The following is a 14587-nucleotide window of genomic DNA, read 5'->3' on the forward strand; positions in this document are numbered from 1 at the left end:
CGGGTGCGAGGGGAGCGGCGGGCGCGCCCGCCGCGACCGGCGACCGCCCGGCACGACGGACCCGCACGGCGGCCGGCGGCTCGGCAAGCCAAACCCCGCCACCGCCCCCGCCTCCAGCGGCGTCGCCGGAGCCACCCACTCCGGTCGAGCCACGCACTCCGACCGAGCCGAAGACGCCCGCCGAGCCGAAGGCACCTGAGGCGTCCCGCGGTTCGGACGCCCCATGGCACCAGGCCCGCCCGGCTTTCGAAGAGCCGGAACAACCGGCGAGCGCACAACCGGGCAAGCCGGAGTCGGAGTCGGGTCCGGGTCCGGAGTCGGGTCCGGAGCCGGGGCCGGAGCCGAAGTCCGAGGCGACCCCGGCGCCCGAGGAACCTTCGCCCAACGCTGACGCCCCCAACGTCCCCAACGCCCCCACCGACCCCGACAAACCCGAAAGCCCCACAGGAGGCGCGCAGTGAACGACGCGCTCGACGTCGCCCTGCGACTCCTCGTCGTCTTCGTCGTGTTCCTGACGTTCCCCCTGATCGTCGGTCAGGCCGAGCACAAGGTGATGGCCCACATGCAGGGCCGCCTCGGCCCCATGTACGCGGGCGGCTTCCACGGCTGGGCCCAACTCGTCGCGGACGGCGTCAAGTTCGCCCAGAAGGAAGACGTGGTCCCGGCGGGCGCGGACCGCCGTATCTTCCAGCTCGCCCCCGCCGTGGCCCTCCTGCCGTATCTCATGGTCCTCCTCGTCATCCCGATCGGCCCGGGCGAGGGCGCGGTCGGCGAGGTCGTCGACGCGGGCGTCTTCTTCGTCCTCGCGGTGATGGGCGTCAGCGTCCTCGGCTCGCTCATGGCGGGCTGGGCCTCGGCCAACAAGTTCTCCCTCCTCGGCGGTCTGCGCACCGCCGCCCAGCTCCTCGCGTACGAACTCCCCATGCTGCTGACCGCCGCCTCGGTCGCCATGGCGGCCGGCACGGTCTCCCTCCCCGGCATCGTCGACGCCTTCGAGTGGTGGTGGCTGCCCTGGCAGATCGTCGGCGCGATCGTCTTCTTCGTGGCGGGCCTCGCCGAACTCCAGCGCCCGCCCTTCGACATGCCGGTCGCCGACTCGGAGATCATCTTCGGCGCCTACACCGAGTACACCGGCCTGCGCTTCGCCCTGTTCCTCCTCGCCGAGTACGCCGGGATCGTCGTCCTGTGCGGCCTGACCACCGTGCTCTTCCTGGGCGGCTGGCACGGCCCGTGGGGCGCCGACGGCCTCGGTTGGGTCTGGACCCTGCTGAAGGCGGCCGTCCTCGCCTTCGTCGTCATCTGGCTGCGCGTCACCTACCCCCGCCTGCGCGAGGACCAGCTCCAGAAACTCGCCTGGACCCTCCTCGTCCCTCTCTCCCTCGCCCAGATCGCCCTCACCGGCATCGTCAAGGTGGTGATCTCCTAACCGTGTCCCCCATTCCCGGCTCAGGTCTGGCCAAGGGCCTGGCCGTCACCCTGCGCACGATGACGAAGAAGACCGTCACCGCGCAGTACCCCGACGCCCAGCCCGAACTCCCGCCCCGCTCCCGCGGTGTCATCGGGCTCTTCGAGGAGAACTGCACGGTCTGCATGCTGTGCGCCCGTGAGTGCCCGGACTGGTGCATCTACATCGACTCCCACAAGGAGACGGTCCCGGCCGCCGCTCCCGGTGGCCGCGAGCGCAGCCGCAACGTCCTCGACCGCTTCGCCATCGACTTCTCCCTCTGTATGTACTGCGGTATCTGCATCGAGGTCTGCCCGTTCGACGCCCTCTTCTGGTCCCCCGAGTTCGAGTACGCCGAGACCGACATCCACGAACTCACCCACGAACGCGACAAGCTCCGCGACTGGATGTGGACCGTCCCGGCCCCGCCGGCCCTCGACCCCGGCGCCGAGGAACCCAAGGAGATCGCCGCCGCCCGCAAGACCGCCGAGAAACTGGCAGCCGCACAGGCGCAGGCCGCACCCCTGCCCGACCCCACCGACCCGCCGCAGGGAGGCGCGTCATGACTCCCGCCGCGGCCACCGTCACGGCGGCACAGGCCACGACCACCACCGCCGCCGAGGCACACGGCTTCCTCTCCCCGACCGGCGTCGAGATCGCCTTCCTCCTCGTCGGCCTGGTCACCTTCGGCGCCGCGATCGTCACGGTCACCACGAAGCAACTGGTGCACGCCGCCCTGTGGCTGGTCGTCGCCCTCGGCGGCCTCGCCGTCGAATACCTCCTCCTCACGGCCGAGTTCATCGCCTGGGTGCAGGTCCTCATCTACGTCGGTTCCGTCGTCGTCCTCCTCCTCTTCGGTCTGATGCTCACCAGGGCCCCCATCGGCCGCTCCCCGGACGCCGACTCCGCCAACCGCTGGGCCGCCCTCACCGTGGCGCTCGCCGCTGCCGCCGCCCTCGTCTGGGTGGTCGTCGACGCCTTCCGGACGACCTGGATCGACCTGGACGGCCCCGCCGCCGGCTCCACCGCGGTCACCGGCGCGAGCCTCTTCCAGAGCTGGGTGCTCCCCTTCGAGGCGCTGTCGGTCCTGCTGCTCGCCGCGCTGGTCGGCGCGATCGTCCTCTCCCGCAAGGCGAAGGAAGCGGCGAGGGGAACGGCCACCGCGAGCCCCCGGAGCGCCGCCCTCGGAAGCGCCGCCCCCCGGAGCGACAGCGACAAGGAAGGCGTCCGCTGATGCACCTCGCCTACCCGGCCGTACTCTCCGCCCTCCTCTTCTGCACCGGCCTCTACGGCGTCCTCGCCCGCCGCAACGCGATCCTGGTCCTGATGTCCGTCGAGCTGATGCTCAACGCCGTCAACCTCAACCTCGTCGCCTTCGACGTCTGGCTCAGCAAGACCGCCCAGGACACCCTGCATTCCGGCCAGGCCCTGACCCTGTTCACCATCGCCATCGCCGCCGCCGAGATCGGTATCGGCCTCGCGATCGTCCTCGCCGTCCACCGCAACCGCGGCACCGCGGACATCGACAAGCTCCGCGACACCGCCGAGCACGGCGATGACGACGACCCCGACGACGACTCCGATACCGCCCGGAGTGAACCGGCCGAGAAGGCTGAGGCCACCGCGTGACCACGACCACCCTCGCCGTCCTCGTCCCCCTCCTCCCGTTCCTGGGCGCCGTGGCCGGCCTGCTCCTGGGCCGCACCGCACCCGGCTTCGCACGTCCGCTCGCCGTCCTGCCCTCCGTCGCCGCCCTCGCACTCGCCGCGGTCGTCGCCGTACGCCAGGGCGGCGGCCAGGCCGTGGACGCGGCGACCGAACTCACCCCCACCGGTTCGGTCCCCGTCGAACTAGCCCTGCACATCAACGGCTTCGCCGCCCTCGTCGCGATCCTCGTCGGCCTGGTCGCGACCTGCGTGCAGATCTACTCGACGGGCTACCTGCGCCACGACCCGCGCTACACCTCGTACGCCGCTCTCGTCTCCCTCTTCACCTCCGCCATGCTGCTCGTCGTCTACTCCGGCGACCTGATGGTGCTGCTGGTCGGCTGGGAGATCATGGGCATCTGCTCGTACTTCCTCGTGGGCCACTACTGGGAGACCCCGGAGGCACGCGCCGCCTCCATCAAGGCCTTCCTCGTCACCAAGCTCGGCGACGTCCCCTTCCTGATCGGCCTGTTCGCGCTCGCCGCCGACACCGGTTCGTTCCGCATCACGAAGATCCTCGGCAACGTCGCGAGCGGCGGACTCGACCACCCGACCCTGATCGCCCTGCTGCTCCTCGCCGGTGTGGCGGGCAAGTCGGCGCAGTTCCCGCTCCACACCTGGCTCCCCGACGCGATGGCGGGCCCCACGCCCGTCTCCGCGCTGATCCACGCCGCGACGATGGTCGCCGCCGGTGTCTACTTCATCGCCCGGCTCCTCCCGGTCTTCGCCGCCTCCGCGGCCGCACTGGTCGTCCTCGCCGTGATGGCCGCCGTGACGATGGCCGGCTCGGCCCTCGCCGCGCTCGCCCAGGACGACATCAAGCGGGTCCTCGCCTACTCGACGATCGGCCAGCTCGGTTACATGACCGGCGCCCTCGCCGTCGGCGACCGCGGTGCCGCCGTCTTCCACCTCCTCGCTCACGGCGCCTTCAAGGCGCTCCTGTTCCTCGCGGCCGGCGTGATCATCCACGCCGCCGGCACCAACTCCCTGGCCGCCATGTCCCGGATGAAGGACCTGCGCGCCCGGGTCCCCGACGCCTACTGGACGATGACCGTGGCGCTCCTCGCGCTCGCCGCGATCCCGCCCTTCAGCGGCTTCTTCTCCAAGGAGTCCGTCCTCGGAGCCGCCGAGCACGCCGCCGTCGGCCACGCCGAGAGCGTCCCCGGAGCCGCCGGCTGGATCGTCCTCGTCTCCGGCCTGGTGACGGCCCTGCTCACCGCCGCCTACGCGATGCGCCTGTGGCTGCTCGCCTTCCACGGCCACGGCACCGAGGCCCCCGACCACGGCAAGCAGCCCGTCGCCATGAACTCCGTGCTGTGGCTGCTCGCCCTCCCGTCACTCGCCTTCGGACTCGCCACCGGGCTGCTGCCCGACTGGTTCGACGGCCGGGACCTGACCCCGACCCTCACCACCGCCGTCCTCGGTACGGGCGTCGCCCTGGTCGGCGGCATCGTCACGTACGGCGCGTGGCGGCACACCACCGCCATGGTCGGCCGGGTCCCGCTGGGCGCGGTCGCCGCCCACCCGGACGCCGACGGCGGCCTGGTCGAGGCCGAGGCCATCGCCAGCCACGAACCCGCTTACGGGAACGTGGCCTCCGCGCCCGACCCGGCGGATCCGGGACGCCTGCTGCTCGGCCCGCTGCACCGCCACGCGGCCGTCGGCTTCCACCTCGACGCCGTGTACGCGGCGCTGTTCGTCCGCCCGGTCCAGGCCGCGGCCACGCTCGTCCGGTTCCTCGACCGCGAGGTCGTCGACACCTACGTACGCGGCGCGGGCACCGCGCCCCGCTGGCTCGGCACCGCCGTCCGGCGCGCCCAGACCGGCAATCTGCAGACCTATGTGAGCGCGCTGCTCGCCGGCACCGTCGTCCTGGTGGTCGCCGTCCTCCTCGTCGCCACCGCGGGAGCGTGAGCAGGCGTGATCGATATCAGCGAGTCCGTGATGCAGTTCCTTCTGGCGTTCATCGTCGTCGCCCCGCTCATCGGGGCCGTCGCGGCTCTCCTGCCGGCGCCGCCCGGGCTGAAGGGGAAGTCGCCCGAGCAGGCCGTACTGCGGCACGGCACGACCGTCACCGGTGCCGTACTCATCGCCGCGATCGTCCTCACGCTCGGCTTCGACCACGACACTCCGGTCAAGGCACAGCAGATGCAGGCCACGACGGACATCAGTTGGATCCCCGCACTCGACGTGCGGATCCACCTCGGCGTCGACGGCATCTCCCTCCCCCTCCTCGTGCTGACCGCGCTGCTGACCTTCCTGTGCGCGCTGTACTCCTACTTCAAAATGCCGTCGGGCCCGTCCCCGAAGGCATTCGTGGCGCTCGTGCTCGTGCTGGAGTCCGGCACCCTCGCGACCTTCGCCGTCCTCGACCTGCTGCTGTTCTTCCTGGCCTTCGAGATGGTGCTCATCCCGATGTACTTCCTCATCGCCCGCTGGGGCGGTGAGCAACGAACCCAGGCGGCCTGGAAGTTCATCCTCTACACCCTGCTCGGGTCCGTCGTCATGCTGCTGGGCCTGCTAGTGATCGGAATCAAGGCGGGCACTTTCGACATGGTGGCACTCGCCACTGACAATCACCCCGCGCTGACCACATCGGTGCAGGTCATCGCCGTTCTGGCGATCGGGATCGGGCTCGCGGTCAAGACGCCGATGTGGCCGCTCCACAGTTGGCTGCCGGACGCGCACACCGCCGCCCCGACCGTCGGCTCGGTCCTGCTGGCCGGAGTCCTGCTGAAGATGGGAACGTACGGGTTCGTCCGGATCCTGCTGCCCGTCACCCCGGACGGCATGAGCACCTTCGCCCCGTATCTCGCGGCCTTCGCGGTCGTCGGGATCATCTACGGTTCGCTGGCCTGCCTGGCGCTCGCCAAGCAGGGCGCGAAGGGCGACCTCAAACGCCTCATCGCGTACTCCTCGGTCGGCCACATGGGCTTCGTGCTTCTCGGCATCGCGTCGATGACCCCGACCGGCGTGAACGGCGCGCTCTTCGCCAACATCGCCCACGGCCTCATCACCGGCCTCCTCTTCTTCCTCGTCGGCGCGCTCAAGGACCGCACGGGCACGACCGACCTCGACACCCTGGCCAAGACGACCGGGGCCGCGCTGTACGGCAGGGCGCCGCGCCTCGGCGGTCTGCTCGCCTTCGCCGCCGTCGCCTCGCTCGGACTGCCGGGCCTCGCCGGGTTCTGGGGCGAGATGCTCGCGCTGTTCGGCGCGTTCGACCCCGCCGACGGTCTCAGCCGGCCCGCGTTCCTGACGTTCATGGCGATCGCCGCGTTCGGCACCCTGCTCACGGCCGCGTACATGCTCGTCGTGGTCCGCCGCGTCTGCATGGGCGAGACCTCACAGCACTCGCCGCAGCAGGAGAGCCCGGAGCTCGCCGACGTCCGGACGTACGAGTTCGCCGCCTGGACCCCGCTCGTCGTCCTCACCGTCGTCGCCGGGCTCTGGCCCAAGGCACTTCTCGGCCTGACCGACCCGGCCGTGCAGCAGCTCCTCTCAGGAGGCACCCGATGAGCCCCCAGGCCCAGGACCAGGCCCAGTCGCTGGTCCAGTCCGTCGACTGGCTCGCGATCGCGCCGCCCACCATCGCGGCGGTCGTCGCACTCGCGGTGCTCGTGGCCGACTTCTTCGTGGACGGCAGGAAGAAGGCCCTGCTCGGCTGGGTCTCCGTCGCGGGCCTCGCCCTCGCCGCGCTCGCCCTGCTGCCCCTCCTGGACGGCGACCGCTCCACGTTCTGCCTGACGGGCGACGCGGACGTGTGCAGCTACACGGCGGACCGGTTCACGCTGGTCATCCAGTTCCTCGTCCTCGGCGGCGCGCTCCTCGCGGCACTCCTGTCGATGACCACCCTGAAGGACGCGAACAAGGAGGCGGGCAAGGACGCGGACACGAACGCGGGCAAGGACGCCGACAGGGCGCTTCCCGAGGGGGAGTTCTGGTTCCTGCTGCTCTCCTCGGCCGCCGGCGCCGCCCTGCTGCCCGCCTCGCGCGATCTCGCCACCCTGATCGTCGCCCTGGAGGTCGCCTCCCTGCCCGCCTTCGCCCTCGTCGGCATCAAGCACGGCGACCGCAAGTCGTCCGAAGCGGCCCTGAAGTTCTTCCTGTCCTCGGTCACCGCGACCGCCGTGAGTCTCATGGGCGTCAGCTTCGTCTACGCGTCGACAGGCACCCTGTACCTCACGGAGATCGCCACCAGGATCGAGGACGTCGATCCCCAACTGCACACGCTCGCCCAGGCGGGCGTCGTCCTCACCCTCGTCGGCTTCGCCTTCAAGACGGCCGCCGTGCCCTTCCACTTCTGGGTACCCGACACCTACGTAGGAGCCCCACTCCCGGTCGCCGCCTACCTGTCGGTCGTCGGCAAGGCGGTCGGCTTCTCCGGCCTCATCCTCGTCACCGTGATCGCCCTTCCGTCGTACGGGGACGTCTGGGGCCCGGCCCTCGCCGCCCTCGCCGCCCTCACCATGACGATCGGCAACGTCGGCGCCCTGCGGCAGCGGGCCACGCGCGCGTACAGCGCGGTACGGCTCCTCGCCTGGTCCTCCGTGGGACAGGCCGGCTACCTCCTGGTGCCGATCGCCGCCGCCGCGTACTCCGAGGACGCCCAGAAGGCCATCGGCTCCACCGTCGCGTACGCCCTCATGTACGCCGCGGTGAACCTCGGAGCCTTCGCGGTGGCCGCCCTGGTGGCCCGTACGAAACCGCTGAACCGGCTCAGCGACTACCGGGGCCTGTACGCCTCCCGTCCCCTCGCCGCGCTCGTCCTCGGCTTCTTCCTGCTCTGCCTGGCCGGTCTGCCGCCGGGCATCATCGGTCTCTTCGCGAAGGTCACCGTCTTCTCGGCGGCCGTCGAGGCGGGCCTCGGCTGGCTCGCCGTGGTCATGGCCGTCAACGTGGTGATCGCGCTCTTCTACTACCTGCAGTGGACGGCCCTGCTGTTCCGCGCCCCCGAGGGCGAACCGGAGTCCCACCGCGTCCCGGCCCCCCTGACCGTGGCGATCGCCCTGACCGCCGTCCTGGGCGTCGCGCTCTCCGGGGCGCCTCAGCTCATCCTGCGCTTCTCGAACACCGGTCTTTTCTGACGCCGCTCCCGCGCCCTTCACGCGCGTGTGCGGATCGGCGGCCCCGCACACGCGCGTGCCTGCCGCCGTCACATCACCCGGACAGCCGACGCGCGCGCCCGTGCGCACAAGGGAACTAGTGCTCCCCGCCTGGCGTTGACCAGTGAGGGAGGGTCCACTGGACCGTGGAGTCACGGAACCAGTGACGTCAGAGATCGACAAGCAAGGGTTCCCCTGCCGCACCATTTGGAGGGCGTACCGTGCACCGCCGGCACAACGGGCTCAGGACCGCCGTACTCCTCGGGGGACTGTCCGCACTCATCATCGTCATCGGCAGTTTCTTCGGACGTATGGGCCTCGTCGTCGCACTGGTCATCGCGATCGGCACGAACGCGTACGCGTACTGGAACAGCGACAAACTGGCTCTACGCGCGATGCGCGCGCGCCCGGTGAGCGAGTTCGAGGCCCCGGCGCTCTACAAGATGGTCCGCGAGCTCTCCACCCAGGCCCGCCAGCCCATGCCCCGCCTCTACATCTCCCCGACGGAAGCACCGAACGCGTTCGCCACGGGCCGCAACCCGCGCAACGCGGCGGTGTGCTGCACCGAGGGCATCCTGCGCATCCTGAACGAGCGGGAGCTGCGCGGCGTCATCGGCCACGAACTGAGCCACGTCTACAACCGCGACATCCTCATCTCGTCCGTCGCGGGCGCCCTGGCCTCCGTCATCATGTTCCTGGTCAACTTCGCCTGGCTGATCCCGATCGGCCGCTCCAACGACGACGACGGCCCCGGCCTCCTCGGCATGCTGATGATCATGATCCTCGGCCCGCTCGCCGCGTCGGTCATCCAGCTCGCCATCAGCCGCTCCAGGGAGTACGAGGCGGATGCGTCCGGCGCGCAGCTCACCGGCGATCCGCTGGCCCTCGCGAGCGCCCTGCGCAAGCTGGAGGCGGGCACGAAACAACTGCCACTGCCTCCGGAGCCGCGCATCGAGACCGCGAGCCACATGATGATCGCCAACCCCTTCCGCCCGGGCCAGGGACTCTCCAAGATGTTCTCAACGCACCCGCCCATGGCGGAGCGCATCGCCCGGCTCGAACAGATGGCAGGTCGCCACCAGTGAAGACACTTCTCAACATCATCTGGCTCGTCCTGAGCGGCTTCTGGCTGTTCCTCGGCTACCTGCTCGCGGGCGTGCTGCTGTGCATCACGATCATCGGAATCCCGTTCGGCGTGGCCGCGTTCCGTATCGGCACCTACGCGCTCTGGCCGTTCGGCCGGACGACGGTCGAGCGCCATGACGCGGGGGCGCCGTCCTTCGTCGTCAACATCCTCTGGCTGATCCTCGCCGGCTGGTGGCTGGCCCTCGCGCACATCGTCACGGGCCTCATCCAGTGCGTCACGATCATCGGCATCCCCCTGGGCATCGCCAACTTCAAGCTGATCCCGGTCTCGCTGTTCCCCCTGGGACGCGAGATCGTGCGTACGGACCAGCCGTTCACAGCGTCGGTCAGGTAGGGCGGCGCCGGGGGTGCGGCGGCCGAAGTACGCCCTGACGGCGTACGACGCCGACGCCGAGGACGACGAGATCTGGGCGCTGTGCGCGGACGCCCAGGACCTCTTCGGCGATCCGCCGGCTCCCGCACGCGGCACGTACGAACTGCTCGGCTGCGTCCCCGAGGGAGAGCTGGGCAAAGCCCTCCTACGCGCGCGTGCCGACGGATCGGCGCCTCTGGGCACCCTCGTCCTGGAAATCCTCGACAAGGACGCCGAGCGGGCCGAAACCTGGTCCCTGGAGGACGTACGCGTCCTCGGTGACCGCCCGTGCGCGCGTGACCTGTCGCTGCGCGACCTCACCGTCGAGGCGCGCGAGTCCGCGCACAACCCGTTCGACTATCCCCAGTGCCCACCGCTCTCCCCGGGCTACCGGCTGCTCGGTGCCGAGGACGAACCCTGGGGCGGCTGCCGGGACCTGGCACACGTCTTGGACCCGCAGCCGGACCTTCTCGAACCACCCGTGCGGCTGCTCGGCTGCTCCCCGCGCGGAGCCCTCCGCACGGCCCTGGACGCGGGCGAGGAGGACCTCGGGCACGCCAAGCTGATACGTCTCGACACGACAGGCGCCCCTGTCCAGTCCGCCGTCGAGGGTGAACTCGTCGCGTGGATCCCTTCGGCGCGCGGCCCCGGCCTGGTGGACCTCACGCTGGAGCCCTGGTCGGACCGGCCGCCGACCGCCGCCGAGGAGGTCTGGAAGCTGTGGGACGACGGCCGGCCCGCCGAGCCCGGCCTCTGGGCCCGGTGCGGAGCGGAGGGACGCCGCCACTGGCTGATGACGGCGCTGGAACGTCGAGAGACCGGCAGACCCGACGCGGAGCCCGGCGGTACGTATCACCTCGACGGCCGTCACATCGTGGACGAGCCGGGCTTCTTCTGCGCGCTGGGCGAGGCGGTCAACGGACCGGGCGGCTACTTCGGGTGGGGCCTCGACGCCCTCAACGACTGCCTCCGCGGGCGCTGGGGCGCCCGGCGGCCCTTCACCCTGGTCTGGCACGACGCGGAGACCGCCCGCGCCTGCCTCGGCCTGGTCCCGCGCACCGACCGCCGCCCGTGGACGTTCGAGGAACTTCTCGCCTTCCTCGCGGACAAGGGCGTCGACGTCCGTCTCGCCTGACAGGTCCTCGACGAGGGTTATCCACAGGCCGCCCCGAATGTCAGTGGCCCGCTGCATCATGAACGCATGACCGAGATCGAGCAGCTGCTGGTACGTGTCCTCGCGGAGGCACGCAACTCCCGGCCGTGGGGCTGGCCTTCGCTCCCCGAGCCCGTGGACGCCGCCACGCTCGCCCGCGCCGAGTCCGCCCTCGGTTTCTCCGTCCCGCCACTGCTCGCCGCGCTCTATCTGCGGATAGGGGACGGAGGATTCGGCCCGGAGTACGGTCTGCTGCCCCTGCTCGACAGCCCGCCCTCAGGAGAGCCGGCCGTCGTCGCGCAGTACCTCGCCCACCGGGAGAGCGGCCGCAAGGACCCCGAGTGGCCCTGGCCGGAAGGCATCCTGCCGATATCCCACTGGGGCTGCGGCATGTACGCGTGCGTGGACTGCCGCACCCCGGACGCCACGGTGCTCCTGTTCGAGCCGAACGCCGACGACGCCGACCACGCCTGGTATGTGGACGCCCCCACCCTCACGGTCTGGCTCGACGCGTGGCTCCAAGGAACTGGCTGGTACGACGAACTGAACGACGACACGGACCTGGAACCCTGGGACGACTTCCGCACCCGAACGGAACCGGCACAAGCGTCATAGCGACGACCTCCGCCCCTCTGGGGGAGGGGCGCGGGGAGAACGGCGCATCTAACCCCCACTGACCCGCACGATGCCCACTGCCGCAAGCCCTTCCCACCAAGGGGCGCGGGGAACGGCGCACCCAGCCCCTACCGACCTGCACGATGCACACCAACCCAAACCCGTTCCCCCCTAGAGGCGCGGGGAACGGCGCCCCCAGCCCCTACCGACCCGCACGATGCACACCGCCCCCCCCGGCACCCCCACGCCCGAGGGCGACCGCGGCCCCGCCGCGAGGGCAACCGCGCACGGTCAACGCGCGCGAAACCGCTGGCGCACCCTGTACGCGACCGCTCCGAGCCCTAGCACACCGATCCCCACCGCCACGGACATCCACGGCAGGGCGAAGGCCAGCGTCAGGCACCCCGCCAGCCCCACCACGGGCAGGACCCGCGACACGGTCGCCGAATCCAACGTCCAGGCCGAGGCGTTGGCGATCGCGTAGTACACCAGCACCCCGAAGGAGGAGAAGCCGATCGCACCCCGTACATCCACCGTCGCGGCCAGCACCGCGACCACCGCGCCGACGGCGAGCTCCGCCCGATGGGGCACCTGGAAGCGAGGGTGCACGGCGGCCAGTCCACCCGGCAGATGCCGGTCGCGGGCCATGGCCAGCGTCGTCCGCGACACCCCCAGGATCAGCGCGAGAAGGGAGCCGAGTGCCGCCACCGCGGCACCCACCCGTACGACCGGAACGAGCCCCGGTGCCCCGGCGGCGCGCACCGCGTCGGCGAGCGGCGCTGTCGCCTGCCCGAGCCCCGTCGGCCCCAGCACGGAGACGACAGCCACCGCTACAGCCGCGTACACGACCAGCGCGATACCCAGGGCGAGCGGGATCGCGCGCGGAATGGTGCGTGCCGGATCTCGTACCTCCTCGCCGAGGGTCGCGATCCGCGCGTATCCGGCGAAGGCGAAGAACAGCAGACCGGCCGCCTGAAGCACTCCTCCGGCGCCCCCGGAGACGCCCACGCCGAGCCGCCCGGCATCGGAGTTCCCCGAGGTCAGGCAGACGACCACGACGGAAGCGAGGACCGCGAGGACCACCGCGACGATCACCCGCGTCAGCCACGCGGATTTCTGCACCCCGCCGTAGTTCACCGCGGTCAGCGCCACCACCGCCCCGACGGCCACCGCGTGCGCCTGCCCCGGCCAGACGTACGTGCCCACGGTGAGCGCCATCGCCGCACACGAGGAGGTCTTGCCCACGACGAACGACCAGCCCGCCAGATATCCCCAGAACTCGCCGAGCCGCTCGCGGCCGTACACGTACGTCCCGCCCGACGCGGGATAACGGGCGGCGAGGCGGGCCGAAGCGGTCGCGTTGCAGTAGGCGACGACGGCGGCGATCCCCAGCGCGAGGAGCAGTCCTGATCCCGCGGCCCGTGCCGCGGGCCCCAGTGCGGCGAAGATGCCCGCGCCGATCATCGAGCCGAGCCCGATGACCACGGCGTCCCCGACGCCGAGCGTTCGCCGCAGCTGCGCCGTGCTGCTCGCGGATGCGGAACCGGACCCGGACGAACCCGGCAGGGCGGGATCGGACTGTGTCATGAACCGCACCCTACTGATCAGGTGCAACCGGTCACGGTCGCGTCGACGTCCTCCACAGCAACAAGGCGCGAACAGAAGAGCCAAACACAGAACGACAAGAAGCAGTCGAGAGCGGTATGACCACAGCCTTGTGCGAGCAGGATCACAGCACAGGGACAGCACGAAGGGGCAGGTTCACGGCATGGGCATCATCAGCTGGATCATTCTGGGGCTGCTGGCCGGAGCCATCGCCAAGTTCCTGCTTCCCGGACGTGATCCGGGTGGCTTCATCGGCACGACACTGATCGGCGTCGCGGGCGCGTTCATCGGCGGCTGGATATCCGCCCGTTGGCTGGACCACCCGATCGCCAAGGACTTCTACGACGGAGCCACCTGGGCCGCCGCGATCGGCGGCGCGCTGGTTCTGCTGATCGGCTACCGCATCCTGTTCGGCAACTCGCGCGACTGAGTGCGCGCCCTCAAGGCCGCAGCCATGCGCGCCCTCAAAGCCGCAGCCAGCAGGCGAGAAGGGTGGGCACCCGAGGTGCCCACCCTTTCTCGTACGCGCGGCCGGCGTCCGTGGAACGACCGGCAGGTCACCGGTAGTTGACGAACTGCAGTGCGAAGTCGAAGTCCTTGCCCTTGAGCAGGGCCTGCACGGCCTGGAGGTCGTCACGGCTCTTCGAGCTGACCCGCAGCTCGTCGCCCTGCACCTGCGCCTTCACGCCCTTCGGGCCCTCATCGCGAATGATCTTCGCGACCTTCTTCGCGTTGTCCTGGGAGATGCCCTCCTCGATCGAAGAGAAGATCTTGTACTCCTTGCCGGAGAGCTGCGGCTCACCGGCGTCCAGCGCCTTCAGCGAGATACCGCGCTTGATCAGCTTGGTCTCGAACACGTCGAGGATGGCCTTCACCCGCTCCTCGGAGTTCGCCTCCATGAGGATCTTCTCGCCGGACCAGGAGATGGAAGCGCCCACGTTCTTGAAGTCGTAGCGCTGCGAGATCTCCTTGGCGGCCTGGTTGAGGGCGTTGTCGACCTCCTGCCGCTCGACCTTCGAGACGATGTCGAAACTGGAGTCGGCCATGTCCTGTGGCTCCTTGTATCGGGGTGCGTAGTGGCGGCCGTCGAACCCGCTTCGGTCCCGGGCCGCATCCGCATAAGCCTAGCCACCCCCTCCCCGCCTAGCACCGATCAATCGAGTGGCGAAGCACCCCCGAGCATCGGGTATCGTTTACGTCGTTGCCACGGAGCGCCGCCGAAAGACGGTTCGAATGGCAGCAACCCCGGCGGTGTGCCCGAGCGGCCAAAGGGAGCAGACTGTAAATCTGCCGGCTCAGCCTTCCCAGGTTCGAATCCTGGCGCCGCCACGCTGAGAGAAGAAACCCTCTCCGAACTGCGCATAAGCAGTTCGGAGAGGGTTTCTTCGTGTTTTGGTGACCCTGTTTCGGGCGACCTCGTGTTCGGGCGACTGCGGGCCCACAGCGCGCCGTCCTCGCCGA

15 protein-coding genes and 1 tRNA gene are annotated in these 14587 nt (G+C 70.4%); 14 read left to right on the forward strand and 2 right to left on the reverse strand.

Going from position 1 to position 14587, the window contains the following annotated elements:
* The 12 genes from IE278_RS41865 to IE278_RS28205 form a co-directional block, all read left to right on the forward strand.
* Positions 1-199, forward strand: a 199-nt coding sequence (locus IE278_RS41865; protein ID WP_213089749.1) for a hypothetical protein, incomplete at its 5' end; no start/stop codon positions are given.
* Between the two features lie 258 nt (positions 200-457).
* Entirely contained in the window at positions 458-1426 is a 969-nt protein-coding gene (locus tag IE278_RS28155) for a complex I subunit 1/NuoH family protein (protein WP_189776086.1), read from the forward strand.
* Positions 1427-1428: 2 nt separating this feature from the next.
* Positions 1429-2010 (forward strand): NuoI/complex I 23 kDa subunit family protein, encoded by a 582-nt coding sequence (locus IE278_RS28160; RefSeq protein WP_189776087.1) that lies wholly within the window; start codon positions 1429-1431, stop codon positions 2008-2010.
* Positions 2007-2678: an NADH-quinone oxidoreductase subunit J family protein gene (locus IE278_RS28165; RefSeq protein WP_189776088.1), complete on the forward strand. Its 672-nt coding sequence runs from the start codon at positions 2007-2009 to the stop codon at positions 2676-2678. Before IE278_RS28160 ends, IE278_RS28165 begins: the two co-directional genes overlap by 4 nt.
* Entirely contained in the window at positions 2678-3073 is a 396-nt protein-coding gene (gene nuoK, locus IE278_RS28170; RefSeq protein ID WP_189776089.1) for an NADH-quinone oxidoreductase subunit NuoK, read from the forward strand. Before IE278_RS28165 ends, nuoK begins: the two co-directional genes overlap by 1 nt.
* Positions 3070-5064, forward strand: a complete 1995-nt coding sequence (locus tag IE278_RS28175) for an NADH-quinone oxidoreductase subunit 5 family protein (protein WP_189776090.1) — start codon at positions 3070-3072, stop codon at positions 5062-5064. The genes nuoK and IE278_RS28175 overlap by 4 nt, the downstream gene beginning before the upstream one ends.
* A gap of 6 nt (positions 5065-5070) precedes the next feature.
* Positions 5071-6669 carry an NADH-quinone oxidoreductase subunit M gene (locus tag IE278_RS28180; RefSeq protein WP_189776091.1) on the forward strand — a complete coding sequence of 533 codons (1599 nt, stop codon included), beginning with the start codon at positions 5071-5073 and terminating at the stop codon, positions 6667-6669.
* Positions 6666-8237 (forward strand): NADH-quinone oxidoreductase subunit N, encoded by a 1572-nt coding sequence (locus IE278_RS28185; protein ID WP_189776092.1) that lies wholly within the window; start codon positions 6666-6668, stop codon positions 8235-8237. Before IE278_RS28180 ends, IE278_RS28185 begins: the two co-directional genes overlap by 4 nt.
* A gap of 239 nt (positions 8238-8476) precedes the next feature.
* Positions 8477-9340, forward strand: coding sequence for a zinc metalloprotease HtpX (htpX, locus tag IE278_RS28190; protein WP_107020964.1), 864 nt, complete (start codon positions 8477-8479; stop codon positions 9338-9340).
* Positions 9337-9735 carry a YccF domain-containing protein gene (locus IE278_RS28195; protein WP_189776093.1) on the forward strand — a complete coding sequence of 133 codons (399 nt, stop codon included), beginning with the start codon at positions 9337-9339 and terminating at the stop codon, positions 9733-9735. Before htpX ends, IE278_RS28195 begins: the two co-directional genes overlap by 4 nt.
* A gap of 13 nt (positions 9736-9748) precedes the next feature.
* The gene (locus IE278_RS28200; protein ID WP_189776094.1) at positions 9749-10888 is read left to right on the forward strand and encodes a barstar family protein; all 1140 of its coding nucleotides are present in this window, start codon (positions 9749-9751) and stop codon (positions 10886-10888) included.
* Positions 10889-10954: 66 nt separating this feature from the next.
* Positions 10955-11521 carry an SMI1/KNR4 family protein gene (locus IE278_RS28205; protein ID WP_189776095.1) on the forward strand — a complete coding sequence of 189 codons (567 nt, stop codon included), beginning with the start codon at positions 10955-10957 and terminating at the stop codon, positions 11519-11521.
* 291 nt (positions 11522-11812) lie between these two features.
* On the opposite strand, the gene IE278_RS28210 is transcribed toward IE278_RS28205, so the two are convergent.
* Positions 11813-13108 carry an APC family permease gene (locus tag IE278_RS28210; RefSeq protein WP_189776096.1) on the reverse strand — a complete coding sequence of 432 codons (1296 nt, stop codon included), beginning with the start codon at positions 13106-13108 and terminating at the stop codon, positions 11813-11815.
* 181 nt (positions 13109-13289) lie between these two features.
* Here IE278_RS28210 and IE278_RS28215 point away from each other — a divergent pair, with 181 nt between their 5' ends.
* A complete protein-coding gene (locus IE278_RS28215) occupies positions 13290-13556 on the forward strand; it encodes a GlsB/YeaQ/YmgE family stress response membrane protein (protein WP_189776097.1) in 267 nt (88 codons plus the stop codon).
* 127 nt (positions 13557-13683) lie between these two features.
* Here IE278_RS28215 and IE278_RS28220 read toward each other — a convergent pair whose 3' ends face one another.
* Positions 13684-14172, reverse strand: a complete 489-nt coding sequence (locus IE278_RS28220; RefSeq protein WP_107020968.1) for a YajQ family cyclic di-GMP-binding protein — start codon at positions 14170-14172, stop codon at positions 13684-13686.
* Between the two features lie 201 nt (positions 14173-14373).
* On the opposite strand from IE278_RS28220, the gene IE278_RS28225 reads away from it, so the two are divergent.
* A tRNA-Tyr gene (locus IE278_RS28225) sits at positions 14374-14455 on the forward strand.
* The last annotated feature ends 132 nt before the right edge of the window (positions 14456-14587 follow it).

It is taken from the genome of Streptomyces tauricus (assembly GCF_014650955.1).
GTDB classification, from domain to species: Bacteria; Actinomycetota; Actinomycetes; order Streptomycetales; family Streptomycetaceae; genus Streptomyces; species Streptomyces tauricus.